Below are 16,264 nucleotides of genomic sequence, written 5' to 3' on the forward strand. Positions count from 1 at the left end.
GAGTTGCGTCCCGCGATGGCCGGGGCTGCTGCCTGCCCCGTCGCCGGCTGGTTCTCGAACCAGTGGCGCCCCAACCGTCGCCCCCCGAGGATATTTTCATGAAGAAGAACGGGGGGGGGGGCATGACTGGCAGCCGGTGATGCCGACGGAGCCGGGCGGTAAACCGATTGATCAGTTCGACCGGGTCATGGTCAGTGTGACCCATTCACCCAGATCATCGCGGCGATCCAGTGTGAATCCGGCGGTCTGATAGGCCTCGATCACCTCTTGGCCCTGATCGGTCAGGATGCCGGAAAGGATGATCTTGCCGCCCGTCCCGACATGGCGGGCCATTTCGGGTGACAGATCGATCAGCGGTTGTTTCAGGATATTGGCAAGAACCAGATCGAAGGGCGCGGCCTCTTCCAGCATCGGATGATCGAAGCCGGTCGCCTCGATGCAGATGACCCGGCCGTCCAGCCCGTTTGCGATGACATTGGCGCTGGCGGTATCCACCGCGACCTTGTCGATATCGCTGGCCAATACCGTCATCGGCCAGATCCGTGCCGCCCCCATCGCCAGAACAGCGGTGCCGCAGCCGATATCGGCGATGCGTTGTGGCTCGTAACCGTCACCCGCCAGCCGGTCCAGGGCTTCGAGACAGCCCTTGGTGGTGCCGTGGTGGCCGGTTCCGAAAGCCATCGCGGCCTCGATGCACAGGGCCTCGACACCCTCGGGCACCCGGTCGGCATCATGGCTGCCATGGACATAGAACCGTCCGGCCTCGACCGGGGACAATTCGCGCCGGACATGCGCGACCCAATCGACTTCGGGCAGTTCCGAGATGACGAAAGGATCGGCCCCATAAGCTGCCGCCAGCAGCGCCAGCGCCACCTCGTCGGGTTGTTCGAGGAAATAGACCCCGACTTCCCAACGGTCCGAGCCGTCCTCGATCTCGAACACGCCGGAACCGACGGGTTCAGGGGTCAGATCTTCGCAGGCTTCGGCGAGGGCTTCGGCGGGCGCGCGCCCGGCAAGATGGGTCAGGGCGGTGAATGTCGGCATGGGCAGGGTTCCAGGTTGGGTTCCGACGCCATAACGCGGCACCTGCCCGGACGCAATCTTTGCCGCGTTGCGCTATGTGCAACTATCGGATAGCGATATGCGCGGATAGAGGGCGAGGCAGATGCCGGGAGACAGAGGATGACCACCGCAACCGATCCCGCCTCCTCGCTCGAGGCGAAGCCGCTTCTTGCCGCTGCTTGGATGATGGGGGCGGTGGCGTCTTTCACCTCGATGGCGATTGCCGGGCGGGCCGTGTCGCTGGAACTCGATACGTTCGAGATCATGGGCTGGCGTTCGATCTTCGGCGTGGCGATCATGGTTCTGGTGATCAGTTCGCGCGGATTGTGGGGGGCAATCAACCTGCACCGGCCCGAACTGCATCTGGCCCGCAACATCTGTCATTTCACCGCGCAGAACCTGTGGTTCTACGCGATCTTCTCGATCCCGCTGGCACAGGTCTTTGCGCTGGAATTCACCGCGCCGCTCTGGGCGCTGGTCCTGTCGCGGCTGTTCCTGGGCGAGAAGTTGACCGGACCACGAACCGTGGCCGCGATCCTGGGGTTTGCCGGTATCCTGCTGGTGACCCGTCCCGGTTCGGCGCCGATCACGCCCGGGCTGATCTCGGCAGCGGCCTGCGCGGTGGGGTTCGCGCTGACCTATGTCTTTACCAAGAAGCTGACCGTGGTCGCCCATACCGCCTGTATCCTGTTCTGGATGACCCTGTCGCAAACCGTTTTCGGCTTTGTCTGCGCCGGTTTTGACGGAGATATCGCGCTGCCATCTGCCGCAGCGTTTCCGTGGATCGCGGTGATAGGGGCTGCGGGGCTGGCCGCGCATTTCTGTATCGCCAGTGCCTTGCGGGTCGCGCCTGCGACGCTGGTGATGCCTTTCGATTTCCTGCGATTGCCGGTGATTGCGGTAGTCGGGCTGATATTTTACGATGAGCCGGTCGGTTTGCTGGTTATCGCCGGGGCGGCACTGATCCTTTGCGGCAACTACTTGAACATCCGGGCCGAGGCGCGGCGGCGTCAGACACCGAGGCCCGGGGCACCGGGACCCTGAGCGGCAGCGCGGTCGTCGGGGTTGAACATCTCGCACAGCTCGTGCGACAGGCAGCCGCAGCGGATGCAGCCGCTCAACCGGTCGCGAACCCGCTGCAACATATGGATGCGATGATCCAGATCGTCGCGCCAGCCTTCCGAGATGCGCGCCCAGTCCTCGCGTCCGAGCGGTTGGCCCGATAGGGCGGGTTTGAGGGCGGTGCGGATTTCCGCCAGCGGAATACCTGCTTGCTGACCCGCCTTGATGATGGCCAGAATGCGCAGACTGGCCCGCGAATAGCGCCGGTGATTGGCAGCGTTGCGCGTCGAACGAATCAGCCCTTCGCGTTCGTAGAAATGGATGGCCGAAACGGAAATACCGCTACGACGGGAGAGTGCGCCGACCGACATGACTGGAGTCGAAGGTGTACACATATTGATTTCTCTGGACATTTTTTACTTGTCCTAAACTATGGTTGAGGTCTTAGGGTGGCGAACCATGACCGAAATTGCAAGGAAAAGACTTATGACGCAGGGCAATCGGATCGTGGTGATCCTTGGATCGATCCGTGAAGGACGAATCAATGACCGGATCGCGACTTGGGTCGTTGGGCAGTTGAAAGCGCATGGATTTGCGCCCGAGATACTGGACCCTATCGATCCCGAGATTTTGCCGGTGCAGACCGGCGACAAGCAAGCCGTTCAGCGGTTGCGGCAACGCATGGCGGGGGCGGACGGCTTCGTGATCGTGACGCCGGAATACAATCATGCCGCTCCGGGACCGCTGAAAACGCTGATCGATGCGGTCAATGCCGAATGGCGCGCCCGCCCGGTGGGGCTGGTCAGTTATGGTGGAATTTCCGGTGGGCTGCGCGCCACCGAGTCGCTGCGCATCGTTCTGGCCGAACTGCACAGCGTCACCCTGCGCGATACGGTAAGCTTTGCCTCGCCGTGGCGGCGTTTCGACGAGGCGGGGCGGATCACCGATCCCGAAGCCGCCGAGGCGGCCGAGGCGGCGATGGCGGTCTTCGCCCATCGCCTGCACTGGTGGGCCGATGCATTGGCGGATGCGCGCGCGGCGCGCGCCTATGACCCGGAGGACAGCTAGATGGACCGCTTGCTGAAAGATCCGCGTGCATGGGGGCTGATGTTCGCGGCGATGCTGACGATCATGTCGAACGCCACAATCACGCCCTCACTGCCGGGGCTGGAGGCGATGTTCGCCGACGATCCGCTGGCCCCGATGCTTACACGGCTGCTGATTACCGCGCCGTCCCTTTTGGTCGCCCTTACCGCGCCCTTTGCCGGAGCGCTTACCGACAGGCTGGGGCGCAGGCGGCCCTTGCTGATCGGCTTGATCGTCTATGCGGCCGCAGGAACGGCGGGGCTGTATCTGAACTCGCTCGAGGCGATATTGGCCAGCCGTCTGGCCCTGGGGCTGGGAGTGGCCGCGATCATGACGTCGCAGGCGGCGCTGGTCGGGGATTACTTCGAAGGCCCGGCGCGGGGACGTCTGATGGGCTATCAGATGGCCGCGACAAATATCGGCGGTCTGGTCTTTGTAACTTTGGCCGGGGTGCTGGCCTCTGCCGATGCCCGTTTGCCCTTCGCGATCTATGGGCTGGCGGCGATTCTGCTGCCGATCCTGTCGGCGATCCTGCCAGAGCCGCCGCGCTTTTCTTCCACATCGGAGGAGGTGCGATCGGGCGATCCGGGCGAGGCCGGCTGGCAATTGACCGTTGCGATCATGGCGACGGCAGCGGGGCTGACCTTCGTGATCTTCTATGCGGTCCCGACGCAGGTGCCCTATCATCTGCAGGAACTGGGTCTGACCGATCCGCGTAATGCCGGGATGGTTATGGGCGCGCTGATGTTCGCTGCTGCGATCATGTCGGTGGTCTCGGGGCTGATCCGGCCCAGGCTCGGGCGGATCGGTACGCCGGTTTCCGGTTACCTGGCGCTTGGTGCGGGCTTTGCCGGATTGTCCATCGGACATTCTCTTCCCTTCGCCATGTTCTCGACGGCCATGATCGGTGCGGGGTTGGGATTATGCATGCCGACATTCATCACCACGGCGCTGAATGTTGCCCCGGCACGGCGCCGGGGGCTGGTCACCGGCCTGATCACCTCGGCAATTTTTCTGGGACAATTCCTTTCACCTCTGGCAAGTCAGCCGCTGGTTACCCATCTGGGCTATTCCGGCGCCTTCCGTATCGGGAGTTTTGCTTTCGTCGCCCTGGCGATCATCCTGACCGTCACGCTGCGTCGGCAGACGCCGAGAAACACCAAGCCGCTGAGCGCGCATTAGCGCCATGCGGATCAGCAAACGAGGGAGCCGGGCATGACCGGAATCATCGAGATCGACAATCTGTCGAAAGAATATGGCGGTGGCACAAAGGCGCTTACCGATGTGTCGATGTCCATCGAAGAGGGCGAGATCATCGCGCTGCTGGGGCCGAACGGGGCGGGCAAGACGACGCTCATCTCGATCATCTGTGGGCTGGTCGTGCCGACCGGTGGCACTGTCCGCGTGGGCGGCCATGATATCCGCACGGACTGGCGGGCGGCTCGCAAGCTGATCGGGCTGGTGCCGCAGGAGATCGCGCTGGAGCCGTTCGAGACGGTGCTCAATTGCGTCCGCTTCACCCGTGGCCTTTACGGCGAGGGGCCGGATGAAGCCTATATCGAGCAGGTGTTGCGCAGCCTCGCCCTGTGGGACAAGCGCGATGCCGCCACCAAGGAACTCTCGGGCGGCATGAAGCGCCGGGTGCTGATCGCCAAGGCGCTGGCCCATCGCCCCAAGGTGCTGTTTCTTGACGAGCCCACCGCCGGGGTCGATGTCGCCCTGCGGCGCGAGATGTGGCAGGTGGTCGAAGGGCTGCGCCGCGATGGCGTGACCATTATCCTTACCACGCATTACCTGGAAGAGGCCGAAGAGATGGCCGACCGGATCGGGGTCATCAACAAGGGCCAGCTTCTGCTGATCAAGCCCAAGGACGAGTTGATGGGCGAATTCGGTGGCAAGACCCTGAAGATCGAACTGGACGAACCCCTGCAGGCGATTCCGTCCGAACTGGCTGGCCGCGGGTTGGTCCTTGCTCCGGACGGGCGCGAGATCAGCTATGACTACGACACGCGGGCCGAACGGACCGGTATTGCCCGCTTGTTGGGCGATCTGGCCGCGCAGGGGATCACCGTGCGCGACGTTTCGACTCGGCAATCCAGTCTCGAAGAAGTGTTCATTTCCCTGGTCCAGGAAGACAAAGCGGAGGACGCAGCATGATGGCGGAAATCAACTGGCCCGGTGTCTGGGCAATATTCCATCACGAGATGATGCGTTTCTTCCGCACCATCTGGCAATCGCTGGCCTCGCCTGTCGTGTCGACGGTGCTGTATTTCGTCGTCTTCGGCGCGGCCATCGGCGGGCGCATCCAGTCGGTCGAGGGCGTGCCCTACGGCGCGTTCATCGTGCCGGGGCTGATGATGCTGACAGTGCTGCAGCAAGCGGTCAGCAATGCCAGTTTCGGGATCTATTTCCCGAAATTCAGTGGCACGATCTATGAATATCTCGTCTCGCCCGTCGGTTGGGTCGAGGTCACGATGGGTTTCGTCGGAGCCGCAGCGGCCAAGGCGATTCTGATCGCGCTGATCATCCTGCTGACCAGTTTCGCTTTTGTCGGTGTCCATATCCTGCACCCGTTCTGGATGTTGGCTTTCCTGTTCCTGACGGCACTGGGCTTCAGCCTGCTTGGCTTCATTTTGGGACTTTGGGCCAAGTCATTCGAGCAATTGCAGATCATCCCGATGATGGTGATCACACCACTGGTGTTCCTGGGCGGGGCCTTCTACTCGGCCAGCATGTTGCCGCCGTTCTGGGAAGCGGTCGCCAAGTTGAATCCGGTGCTTTACCTGATCTCGGGGTTCCGCTGGTCGTTCTTCGGACTGGCCGATGTGCCGGTAGGGGTATCCCTGGTTGCGGTGGCGATCTTCATCGGCATCTGCTTCGCCATCATCCGCTGGATATTTGCCACGGGCTGGCGGCTGCGCGAGTGACCGCCGGGACCGATCGACCCTGAAACAGCAGAATTGCAACATCTCGCTATGTTTCTATCGGTAACCAGATGATCGAGGAGGCCTTTCGACAACCGACAGGATAATCTTGGGTCTGTAAGTACAGATGGAGTTTTTATCATGCGTGTATTCTGGATTATCCTTGGCGGGCTTTCGATTGTGGCGGGCGGCTTGGCATTGGCCAATCCCCTCGCTGCGACCCTGACCGCCGAGCGGCTTGCCGGCTGGAGCTTTCTTTTCATCGGCGTGCTCGAGATCGTCGCGGTGTTTCAGCAGAAAAGCTGGCGTGGCCGGATCTGGGCGATATTGGCTGGGCTGGCCTTTGCCATCCTTGGTGTCATGCTGTTGACCCGGCCCCTCGCAGGTGTCTTGTCGCTGACCCTGATCGTCGCCATCCTGTTCCTCGTGGCGGGTGCGGTGAAAGTGGCCATGGCGTTCTCGCTCGAACGCGGCAATGGTTTCTGGCTGATCCTGCTGAGCGGTGCGCTGTCGGTTGTTCTTGCCCTGATGATCCTTGCGAATTTCCCGGCTTCTGCCGCGACGATTCTGGGCGTGCTGCTGGCGATAGAGCTGATTTCGAACGGTGTGTCGATGATTGCAATCTCAAACTCAGCGCCTGCGAAAAGGGAGTAAGTCATTCAAATGGCTGTGCCGGTTCGATCCGGCGCAGCCAGATGCGCCTCTAGCGTTTTTTCGATTTGATCAGGCCTTTGCAAATGCGCGTTTGCGGGTCGAGGCGGACGTACTCTCGGGCCGAGATCACGTTCATGCCCAAAGACTGGTTCCAGCCTCCGAACCATCGCTGGCGGATGCCGTTCCGGTAATAGCTGCCCATGATCTGATCGACATAGGGTGGAATGATCGAGGTGTTCGGGATACGAGGCGCGTGAAACCCGATTCGGGCATAGGGGCCGAGGCAGGCATTGGGCATGGTGATCAGCATCGTACAGGCCGAACGGCAATAGCCCCGGATACGGACGGTTTTTCCCGACCGGGCAAGTCGTTCGCGCTGCTGGACCATCTCCAGCACATTGCCGCCCTTGTCGTTCACGACATCGATGAGCTTCGGACGCTCACGTATCTCTGCAATTCCCGCATACGGTGCCAGAGACAGCATCAAGACGGTGCCGATCAGCGGGGCATATCTGCGCATTCTCGTAAACATGGGATGCATATGCCGTGAAACGCTGTGGAAGGGGAAGTCACGTTCCGGCGAACACGGCCTGCGATGCTCTCTTTTCAGGTGCCTCCGAATCGCTTATGTGCGGCAGATGCATCAGAACCCGCCCGATCTTCGCCCCGATCTAGCCCGTGCCACCGTTCCCGATGAGCGGCGAGCGGGTCAGCCGACCATCGGCATGGTCAGCCTTGGCTGCCCCAAGGCGCTGGTCGACAGCGAGCGTATCCTGACGCGGCTGCGGGCAGAGGGTTACGCGATCAGCCCCGATTACGGCGGTGCGGATGTGGTGATCGTCAACACCTGCGGCTTTCTCGACAGCGCCAAGGCGGAATCGCTGGAGGCGATCGGCGAGGCGTTGCAGGAAAACGGCCGGGTGATCGTCACCGGCTGCCTAGGGGCCGAACCGGAATATATCACCGGCGCGCATCCCAAGGTGCTGGCCGTCACCGGGCCGCATCAATATGAATCCGTTCTGGATGCGGTGCACGGGGTGGTGCCGCCCTCGCCGGATCCCTTTGTCGATCTGCTGCCTGCCAGCGGTGTTACGCTGACCCCGCGCCATTACAGCTATCTCAAGATTTCCGAGGGCTGTAATCACAAATGCAAGTTCTGCATCATTCCCGACATGCGCGGAAAGCTGGTCAGCCGTCCCGCCCACGCCGTGATCCGCGAGGCCGAGAAGCTGGTCGAGGCCGGGGTGAAGGAACTGCTGGTCATCTCTCAGGACACCAGCGCCTATGGCGTTGACCGCAAATTCGCCGAAGAACGTGGCCATCGCGCTCATATCACCGACCTGGCCCGCGATCTCGGGGAATTGGGCGCATGGGTGCGGCTGCATTACGTCTATCCCTATCCGTATGTGCGTGAATTGATCCCGCTGATGGCCGAAGGCTTGGTGCTGCCCTATCTGGATATTCCCTTCCAGCATGCCCATCCCGATACGCTCAAACGCATGGCCCGCCCCGCGGCGGCGGCGAAAACGCTGGACGAGATCGCAGCGTGGCGTTCGGTCTGTCCCGATATCACCCTTCGTTCGACCTTCATCGTCGGCTATCCCGGCGAGACCGAGGCAGAGTTCCAGACCCTATTGGACTGGCTGGACGAGGCGCAACTGGACCGGGTCGGCTGCTTCCAATATGAAAATGTCGAGGGTGCGCGGGCCAATGACCTGCCCGATCACGTGGCGGACGAGGTTAAACAGGATCGGTTCGACCGGTTCATGCAGAAGGCGCAGGCGATATCCGAGGCAAAGCTTGCGGCCAAGATCGGGCGCAAGCTGGAGGTGATCGTCGATGCCGTTGACGAAGAAGGCGCGACTTGCCGCACCAAGGCCGATGCACCCGAGATCGATGGCAACCTGTTCGTAGACGAGGGCTTCGAGGCGCTGAAACCGGGCGATATCGTGACCGTGACAGTGGATGAGGCGGGCGAATACGATCTCTGGGGCAGGCTGTGAGCCTGCAGGAACGTCTGCCCGAATTCGTGCGGACCCATTACGAGGTGCATGAATGGCGGCATGCCAGTGCCATCCTCGCCCACGATTTTCAGGACGAATGGCGCGATATCCTGGATGTGCTGACCGCGTTCCGCCTGCGTCGCGAATGGATCGAGGTCGGTGGTGGCCGGAAATCACAGGTTGCCGACCGGATCGACGGTTTCCTGATGCGTCGCGGATGGGAGGAAAAGCAGTTCCAGACGGCGATGCTGGTCGATGGCAACCGGCTCGACAGTCCGACCCACAAGATCGACTGCTATCGCAACAAGATCGGGCTCGAGATCGAATGGAACAACAAGGATCCTTTCTACGACCGCGATCTGAACAATTTTCGCCTGCTGTTCGATTTGCGCGCGCTGAGTGTTGGTGTCATCATAACCAGATCGGACGAGCTTCAGGATATCTTCAACGATCTGGGGCGAAAATCGTCCTTCGGGGCATCGACCACGCATATGTCCAAGCTGCTACCGCGAATTGAAGGTGGCGGTGGGGCCGGATGTCCTCTATTGGTGTTCGGGATAACCAAGAAACTATATGTTGACGGAGGGCAGCCATGAACAGTGCATCTGACGACCTGCTGGCTGTCGCCGGTGATACCCGCTTTGGCACGATCCTCGCTGATCCGCCTTGGCAGTTCCAGAACCGCACCGGCAAGATGGCGCCCGAGCACAAGCGCCTGTCGCGCTATCCGACCATGACGCTGGACGATATCTGCGATCTGCCGGTCGAGGCCATCGCGGCGGCGCGCGCGCATCTGTATCTGTGGGTGCCAAATGCGCTGCTACCCGAGGGGCTGCGCGTCATGGATCAATGGGGCTTCAAGTACAAGAGCAACCTGATCTGGTACAAGGTCCGCAAGGATGGCGGTCCCGACCGGCGCGGCGTGGGGTTCTATTTTCGCAACGTGACCGAAGTGCTGCTGTTCGGGGTTCGGGGCAAGGATGTCCGGACGCTCGACCCCGGACGCTCGCAGGAGAACGTATTCGTCTCGCGTAAACGCGAGCATAGCCGCAAGCCGGATGAACAATATGACGTGATCGAGGCTTGCAGCTGGGGGCCTCGTCTGGAAATGTTTGCACGCGGTGCGCGCGAGGGCTGGACCGTTTGGGGAAATCAGTCGGAGGAATACGAGCCGAACTGGCCGACCTATGCCAATCACTCGCAAAGTAATGTTGTTAAGCTGCGTTCAAAGTAACCTCTGCCATTTGACAGTCATTTTTCCATGCTGCCACCAATGATCACCATCAGCCCCGCCTTCGATCCCGAGGGCAAGCCGCGCAAACCCGGCGCTCTTTGCATCGGCGCGCAAAAGGCAGGCACGTCATGGCTTGCCCAGATGCTGGGCCAGCATCCGCAGATCTGGATTCCGCCCTTCAAGGAAGTCCAGTTCTTCAATCACCGCTATATTCCCGAGCATCAACGCTGGATCGGCTGGCACTACCGCAACAAGCCCAAGGAAATCCGTGACCGGCATATCAAGCGCGAAGTGCCGATGCCGCCCGAACTTGATCGCTATCTCGACGGGCTGACCACGGGGAAGATGTTCCATAACCATTGGTACAAGCGCGTCTTCGCGCCTGCCCCGGAAGGTGCGGTGCCGATGGATTTTACCCCCGAGTATTCGACCCTGCCCGAAAAAGGGGTCGAATTCATTGCCAGTTTCCTGCGCAAGGTGAGGGTTCTCTACCTGATTCGTCACCCGGTCGACCGGGCTATCTCGCAACTGCGAATGAACCTGCGCCGCGAGAAACGGACACCCGAGACATTGGACGACTGGCTGAAAGAGATCGAGAATCCGGTTCTTTACGACAGGGGGGATTACGCGACATACCTGCCTCGCTGGCAGCGGCATTTCCCGGAGATGATGGTGATCCCCTTCGGTCGAATCGCCCGCGCACCCGGTGAGTTGATGGACGAGGTCGAGGAATATTTGGGCCTCGGCCCTTATCCCTATGGCAATCTTGGACAGAAGGTTTTCGCGAATCCGTCGGGGCTGAAACCCCCGGCCGAAGCGATTTCGGCCCTGACCGAACACATGGCGCCGCAGATAGAGTTCCTTAAGGCGGAGTTCGGATCGGAATTCGTGGACGAAACTCGCTAGGCATTTGCGGCTGCCCTTTCATGACCGGCCGCTTTGGCCTACATAGCCGCAAAGTTTGCAGGAGAATTCGATGGCGTCCTATCAGTTCGTGTATCACATGGACGGTGTGTCCAAGACCTATCCCGGTGGCAAGAAGGTCTTTGAAAACATCCGTCTGAACTTCCTTCCCGGCGTCAAGATCGGTGTTGTCGGCGTGAACGGCGCCGGTAAATCGACGCTGCTGCGCGTCATGGCCGGTCTCGACAAGGATTTCACCGGCGAGGCATGGGCAGCCAAGGGCGCGACCGTGGGCTATCTGCCGCAGGAACCCCAGCTCGATTCATCGCTGAACGTGCGTGAAAATGTCATGCTGGGCGTTGCGGCCAAACAGGCCAAGCTGGAGCGCTATAACGAGTTGGCGATGAATTACTCGGATGAGACCGCCGAGGAGATGGCCAAGCTGCAGGATGAAATCGACGCCGAGAACCTCTGGGACCTGGACAGCCAGATCGATGTCGCGATGGAAGCCCTGCGTTGCCCGCCCGACGATGCCGATGTCGAAACGCTCTCGGGTGGTGAACGCCGGCGTGTGGCTCTGTGCAAGCTGCTGCTTGAGGCGCCCGACATGCTGCTGCTGGACGAACCGACCAACCACCTGGACGCCGAGACGATCGCATGGCTGCAAAAGCACCTGATCGAATATCCCGGCACGATCCTGATCGTCACCCATGACCGGTATTTCCTTGACGATATCACCAGCTGGATACTCGAGCTGGATCGTGGCCGGGGTGTTCCCTACGAGGGTAACTATTCGGCTTGGCTGGAACAGAAGGCCAAGCGGCTTGCTCAGGAGGCCCGCGAGGACAAGGCCAAGCAAAAGACGCTGGAGCGCGAACTGGAATGGATTCGCGCAGGTGCCAAGGCGCGGCAGGCCAAGCAGAAGGCCCGGATCAACTCCTATAACGAAATGGCCAACCAGTCCGAGCGCGAGAAGCTTTCCCGCGCGCAGATCATCGTCCCGAATGGTGAGCGCCTTGGAAGCAAGGTGATCGAGGTGAGCGGCCTCAAGAAAGCCATGGGCGACAAGTTGCTGGTCGAGGACCTGGATTTCAGCTTGCCTCCGGGTGGCATCGTCGGCGTGATCGGCCCGAACGGTGCCGGTAAATCGACGCTGTTCCGCATGCTGACCGGGCAGGAGCAGCCCGATGCCGGAGAGATCAGTTTCGGCGACACGGTGCAGCTTTCCTATGTCGATCAGTCTCGTGATGCCTTGGAGGCAGGGAAGACTGTATGGGAGGAAATCAGCGGCGGGGCCGAACAGATCGAGCTAGGCGACGCGCAGATGAACAGCCGCGCCTATTGCTCTGCCTTCAACTTCAAGGGTGGTGACCAGCAAAAGAAGGTCGGCCAGCTCTCGGGCGGTGAACGCAACCGCGTGCACATGGCCAAGCTGCTGAAATCCGGCGGCAATGTCCTGTTGCTGGACGAACCGACCAACGATCTGGATGTCGAGACCCTGCAGGCTCTGGAAGGCGCGTTAGAGGATTTTGCGGGCTGCGCGGTGATCATTTCGCACGACCGTTTCTTCCTCGACCGTCTTTGCACGCATATCCTGGCCTTCGAGGGCGATGCCCATGTCGAATGGTTCGAGGGCAATTTCGAGGCTTATGAAGAAGACAAGGTCCGTCGTCTTGGCCCGGACTCGATCGAGCCTAAGCGGGTGAAATACAAGAAATTCACTAGGTAATCGCAGGTCATGAATCCCACCGGAACGTGACTGGCTTTCGCCGGTCGCGCGTCCTAATCATGGAAAAATTGCCCGATCGCAGCCTCGAAAGGACCGCCCATGCCGACACGCCGTCATATCCTCGTCAGCGGAGCCGCTCTTGGGGTAGGGGCAGTCATGCCCGCCTTTGCGCAGGATGCCGACCGCCCCAACCCGATGCCGGAGGAACTGCGCAAGGCGATGGAGCGTGATCCGACCTCACCGGTTCTGGGCAATCCGGATGGCGATATCACCCTGACCGAGTTCTTCGATTACAACTGCCCCTTCTGCCGCGAGATGGTCGGCACCGTGCAGAAGCTGATTTCCTCCGATCCACAGCTGCGGGTGGTTTACCGTGAATGGCCGGTTTTCGGGGAAGGCTCGGTCTTTGCGGCGCGGGCTTCTCTGGCGTCGCTGGATCAGGGCAAATACTGGCCGTTTCATGCCGCTCTGTTGGGGATGAAGGATCGCGCGGTCGAAGCGACTGTGATGCGCGTGGCGCGTAAAGTCGGGCTGGATGAAGACAAGCTGCGCGCCGACATGGAATCGCCTCGCGTGGAAGAACATATCCAGATGAGCAGCAATCTCGCCGAGCATATGGGCCTGATGGGCACGCCGACCTTCATCGCGGGGGATGAGGGCGTTTTCGGCGAAATGAGTCTTGAGGAAATACAGGGCCTGGTCGCCCGTGGGCGCAAGACCCTCGGTTAACGTATCTTGCCTTTCCAGCCGGGCGGGCGCTTGGCCACCCATGCGAAGAACCGGGCGAGTTCCGGGTGGCTGCGCAGGGCTTCGACCGTGTTGTAGTGGCGGGCCAGTTCGGTTTCCGACAGCGTCTTGTGGATGGTCGAGTGGCATACCTGGTGCAACAGCACGGTCGCACCGCCCTTGCCGCCGCGCAGGCGTGGGATCAGGTGATGTCGGCTCTGCGGCACCTCGGGCGGGATCGGGCGTCCGCAAAGCGGGCAGGTCGGATCGGTGTCGGTGCCGTCCATGTCCAATCCCGCAGCGGTGGCTTCAAGCGAGCCATTCCCATGGCCGGGTATGCTCCCCAAGCCTGCGCTTGACCTCGGCTTCGTCCACCTCGCCATTGCGTGTCAAACGGGCCACCAGACCGCGTTTCTTGTCGTCGACAACCTCGGTCACGCTGGCACCGGTTCCCTCCAGCACCTCGTTATAGATTCGGGCGATTGCCAGCTTGCGCAGGTCGGGCTTGAAGATCTTGCCGACCGCCGTCTTGGGCAGTTCGGGCAGGATCTCGACATGTTTGGGGATAGCTGCGCGTTCGTGAATATTGTTGCTCGCGTGTTCCATCAGTTCCTCGACCGTCACCGTAGCGTTCGAGGTCAGCTCGACATAGACGCAGGGCAGTTCGCCCGCAAAGCTGTCGGGCTGTCCGATTGCGCCTGCGAACGCAACTTGCGGATGACTGAGCAGCCCGTCCTCGATCTCTGCGGGGTCGATATTGTGACCGCCCCGGATGATCAGATCCTTCGCCCGGCCGGTGATCCACAGATAGCCATCCGCATCGATCCGGCCCAGATCGCCTGTGCGCAGATACACGTCCTCGGTGAATAGCCGGTGGTTCTTTTCGGCCTCGGTATAGGTCGAGCCGGGAATGACGCCGGGATTGGCCACACAGATCTCGCCCACTTCATCCACGCCGCATTCATGCACATTGCCCGCATCGTCGTGATTGAGGATGCGAACATGGGTATAGGGAAGGGGGACCCCGACCGAGCCGACCTTCTTCAGCCCGTCGATGGGGTTGCAGCTGACCAGGCAGGTGGCCTCGGTCAGTCCGTAGCCTTCGGCGATCTCGACCCCGGTGGCCTGTTTGAAGCGGTTATACAGTTCCAGCGGCAGAGGGGCCGAGCCGGAGATTGCCGTTCGCAGGGACGAGACATCTGCATCCACCGGTCGCTGCATGAGCGCCGAGATAGCGGTCGGTACGGTGATCAGGAAAGTGCATTGCCAGCGCTCGATCAGCTTCCAGAAATTGTCGAAGACGCCTTCACCCCGGTAACCGGCAGGTGTGGGCATGATGATATGTGCCCCGGAGGCAATGCAGGACATCAGCACCGGATAGGCGGCGAAGACGTGGAACATTGGCAGGGGGCACATCAGCACGTCGGTTTCGTCGAACAACAAGGTGCCGCCCAACCAGCCATTATAGATCATGCCGGAATATTTATGCTGCGCAAGCTTGGGCATGCCCGTTGTGCCGCCAGTATGGAAATAGGCGGCGATGCGGTCCTGTTGCGGGTCGTCGAATCGCAGGCGATCACGGTCTTGCCCGCTGGTTGCAGCCTCGAAATCCAGTACCTTGGCATCGTGCTGTGCTGCCACCTTTGGCCGGAGCAGCGGCACGATGAAGCGTTTCAATCCCCGCAGATGCCGGTTCAGGTCGATTTCGACGACATGCGAGACATTGGGGGCCGAGGCGACGGCCTCTGCTGCCTTCTGGGCGACATCGCTCTTGGGAAAGGCCTTCAGTGTGACCAGTACCTTGGCATTGGTTTCGCGCAGAATCCCTGCAATCTGTTCGGGGTCCAGTAGCGGATTGATCGGATTGACGATTCCCGCCGTTGCACCGGCCAGCAGAACCACTGGTGTCTCGATGCTGTTGGGCAGCAGATAGGCGATGGTATCGTTTGGACCTACGCCAAGGCTGTGAAACAGGTTGGCGGTCTGGGTGACGCGCGCCAGAAGCTCTTGCCAGTTCAGCGTCGTCGCGTGGTCCTGTGGTCCCGACATAAGCTGAAAGCTGATGGCCGGGCGGTCGGGGAAACGGCGGGCCGTGCGTTCGAGAAATCCGTAGAGCGTTGCGGGAAGATCCCGTGCCTCATAGGCCATCTCGGCTTCGATACGGTTGCGGTCATCGTAGTTGACAAAACGGCCCATTCTTCCCCCCTCCTTCAGAACCCGTGCCACGGGTCCTGTTCGTGTTTGGCCAGAATGGGATGAAGTTACCCTTGTGGGCAAGGGTTTACCCTACAGGAGGTAGGCAGGACGCCGCGTCAGACCGCGATTCGGACGCGACGTCATGTCAAGCTTCATGTTGCCTGAGGGATGCGCAGCTTCTGGCCGGGATAGATCTTGTCCGGATCAGACAGCATCGGGCGGTTGGCCTCGAAGATTGCATGGTACTTGCTTGCGTCGCCCAGATATTCCTTGGCGATAGCCGACAATGTCTCGCCTTTTGCGACGGTATGGAATTGCGGCTTGGCATCTTCTGGCATATCGGCCTCGACCTTGGATATTCCTTCGATATTGCCAACGGCGAGGATCAGTTTCTCCATCGTTTCGCGATTCGCGCCGCGCGATTCGACCTTCACCGTATCGCCTTTCAGCGTCAGATGCACATCACCGGCATCCAGCCCAAGTGTCCGAAGCTCTTTTTTCAGCGCCTCGACCTTGGCTTGAGTTGCGTCTTTCTGTGCGGGTTTGGATGGTTCGGCGCCGGCTTCGGCCGGACTGGCCTCTGCCTTGCCGAATATCGATTTGCCGGTATCCTTAACGAAATCCCAGATCGCCATCGTGATTATCCTTTCGAAAGGGGATCAACTTCGGTTGAACGCTGTCGACG

The 16,264-nt window shown here is 60.8% G+C and carries 18 protein-coding genes; 12 read left to right on the top strand and 6 right to left on the bottom strand.

The genetic code is table 11. From position 1 onward, the window contains the following. Positions 1 to 171: 171 nt before the first annotated feature. Positions 172 to 1,044 (bottom strand): 50S ribosomal protein L11 methyltransferase, encoded by an 873-nt coding sequence (locus JHX88_RS01375; protein ID WP_076522452.1) that lies wholly within the window; start codon positions 1,042 to 1,044, stop codon positions 172 to 174. A 138-nt stretch (positions 1,045 to 1,182) separates the two neighbouring features. On the opposite strand from JHX88_RS01375, the gene JHX88_RS01380 reads away from it, so the two are divergent. Then, positions 1,183 to 2,106 carry a DMT family transporter gene (locus tag JHX88_RS01380; protein WP_076522453.1) on the top strand — a complete coding sequence of 308 codons (924 nt, stop codon included), beginning with the start codon at positions 1,183 to 1,185 and terminating at the stop codon, positions 2,104 to 2,106. On the opposite strand, the gene soxR is transcribed toward JHX88_RS01380, so the two are convergent. After that, positions 2,073 to 2,537: a redox-sensitive transcriptional activator SoxR gene (gene soxR, locus JHX88_RS01385; RefSeq protein ID WP_076522454.1), complete on the bottom strand. Its 465-nt coding sequence runs from the start codon at positions 2,535 to 2,537 to the stop codon at positions 2,073 to 2,075. The two genes, JHX88_RS01380 and soxR, sit on opposite strands and share 34 nt — an antisense overlap. A 73-nt stretch (positions 2,538 to 2,610) precedes the next feature. Between soxR and JHX88_RS01390 the strand changes: the two genes are divergently transcribed. The 5 genes from JHX88_RS01390 (at position 2,611) to JHX88_RS01410 (ending at position 6,788) form a co-directional block, all read left to right on the top strand. Continuing rightward, positions 2,611 to 3,192 carry an NADPH-dependent FMN reductase gene (locus tag JHX88_RS01390; protein WP_076522455.1) on the top strand — a complete coding sequence of 194 codons (582 nt, stop codon included), beginning with the start codon at positions 2,611 to 2,613 and terminating at the stop codon, positions 3,190 to 3,192. After that, the gene (locus tag JHX88_RS01395) at positions 3,193 to 4,392 is read left to right on the top strand and encodes an MFS transporter (RefSeq protein WP_076522456.1); all 1,200 of its coding nucleotides are present in this window, start codon (positions 3,193 to 3,195) and stop codon (positions 4,390 to 4,392) included. It abuts the gene before it with no gap. Positions 4,393 to 4,425: 33 nt separating this feature from the next. Further along, positions 4,426 to 5,367 carry an ABC transporter ATP-binding protein gene (locus tag JHX88_RS01400; RefSeq protein WP_076522457.1) on the top strand — a complete coding sequence of 314 codons (942 nt, stop codon included), beginning with the start codon at positions 4,426 to 4,428 and terminating at the stop codon, positions 5,365 to 5,367. After that, a complete protein-coding gene (locus JHX88_RS01405) occupies positions 5,367 to 6,137 on the top strand; it encodes an ABC transporter permease (RefSeq protein ID WP_141225735.1) in 771 nt (256 codons plus the stop codon). Before JHX88_RS01400 ends, JHX88_RS01405 begins: the two co-directional genes overlap by 1 nt. Before the next feature lie 138 nt (positions 6,138 to 6,275). Next, positions 6,276 to 6,788: an HdeD family acid-resistance protein gene (locus JHX88_RS01410; RefSeq protein WP_076522458.1), complete on the top strand. Its 513-nt coding sequence runs from the start codon at positions 6,276 to 6,278 to the stop codon at positions 6,786 to 6,788. Between the two features lie 49 nt (positions 6,789 to 6,837). On the opposite strand, the gene JHX88_RS01415 is transcribed toward JHX88_RS01410, so the two are convergent. Next, complete coding sequence (locus JHX88_RS01415; protein WP_076522459.1) at positions 6,838 to 7,308, bottom strand: hypothetical protein; 471 nt, start codon at positions 7,306 to 7,308, stop codon at positions 6,838 to 6,840. Positions 7,309 to 7,426: 118 nt separating this feature from the next. Between JHX88_RS01415 and rimO the strand changes: the two genes are divergently transcribed. The 6 genes from rimO to JHX88_RS01445 all read left to right on the top strand — a co-directional run bounded on the left by rimO (position 7,427) and on the right by JHX88_RS01445 (position 13,386). Beyond that, entirely contained in the window at positions 7,427 to 8,791 is a 1,365-nt protein-coding gene (gene rimO, locus JHX88_RS01420) for a 30S ribosomal protein S12 methylthiotransferase RimO (protein ID WP_076522460.1), read from the top strand. After that, a complete protein-coding gene (locus JHX88_RS01425) occupies positions 8,788 to 9,387 on the top strand; it encodes a BglII/BstYI family type II restriction endonuclease (RefSeq protein ID WP_272848156.1) in 600 nt (199 codons plus the stop codon). Before rimO ends, JHX88_RS01425 begins: the two co-directional genes overlap by 4 nt. Then, on the top strand, positions 9,384 to 10,025 hold the full coding sequence (locus JHX88_RS01430) for an MT-A70 family methyltransferase (protein ID WP_076522461.1): 642 nt from the start codon (positions 9,384 to 9,386) through the stop codon (positions 10,023 to 10,025). The genes JHX88_RS01425 and JHX88_RS01430 overlap by 4 nt, the downstream gene beginning before the upstream one ends. Before the next feature lie 39 nt (positions 10,026 to 10,064). After that, on the top strand, positions 10,065 to 10,931 hold the full coding sequence (locus JHX88_RS01435; protein ID WP_076522910.1) for a sulfotransferase family protein: 867 nt from the start codon (positions 10,065 to 10,067) through the stop codon (positions 10,929 to 10,931). Between the two features lie 70 nt (positions 10,932 to 11,001). Next, positions 11,002 to 12,657, top strand: a complete 1,656-nt coding sequence (gene ettA, locus JHX88_RS01440; RefSeq protein ID WP_076522462.1) for an energy-dependent translational throttle protein EttA — start codon at positions 11,002 to 11,004, stop codon at positions 12,655 to 12,657. Positions 12,658 to 12,756: 99 nt separating this feature from the next. Beyond that, the gene (locus tag JHX88_RS01445) at positions 12,757 to 13,386 is read left to right on the top strand and encodes a DsbA family protein (protein ID WP_076522463.1); all 630 of its coding nucleotides are present in this window, start codon (positions 12,757 to 12,759) and stop codon (positions 13,384 to 13,386) included. Here the strand turns inward: JHX88_RS01445 and JHX88_RS01450 are convergent. The 3 genes from JHX88_RS01450 to lysM form a co-directional block, all read right to left on the bottom strand. Next, entirely contained in the window at positions 13,383 to 13,670 is a 288-nt protein-coding gene (locus JHX88_RS01450) for an HNH endonuclease (protein ID WP_076522464.1), read from the bottom strand. The genes JHX88_RS01445 and JHX88_RS01450 overlap by 4 nt on opposite strands. Before the next feature lie 22 nt (positions 13,671 to 13,692). Next, positions 13,693 to 15,579: an acyl-CoA synthetase gene (locus tag JHX88_RS01455; protein WP_076522465.1), complete on the bottom strand. Its 1,887-nt coding sequence runs from the start codon at positions 15,577 to 15,579 to the stop codon at positions 13,693 to 13,695. A gap of 152 nt (positions 15,580 to 15,731) precedes the next feature. Beyond that, positions 15,732 to 16,214 (bottom strand): peptidoglycan-binding protein LysM, encoded by a 483-nt coding sequence (gene lysM / locus JHX88_RS01460; protein ID WP_076522466.1) that lies wholly within the window; start codon positions 16,212 to 16,214, stop codon positions 15,732 to 15,734. Between the last annotated feature and the right edge of the window lie 50 nt (positions 16,215 to 16,264).

Origin of the sequence: Paracoccus saliphilus (genome assembly GCF_028553805.1) — a bacterium.
In the GTDB taxonomy this organism is placed as follows: Bacteria; Pseudomonadota; Alphaproteobacteria; order Rhodobacterales; family Rhodobacteraceae; genus Paracoccus; species Paracoccus saliphilus.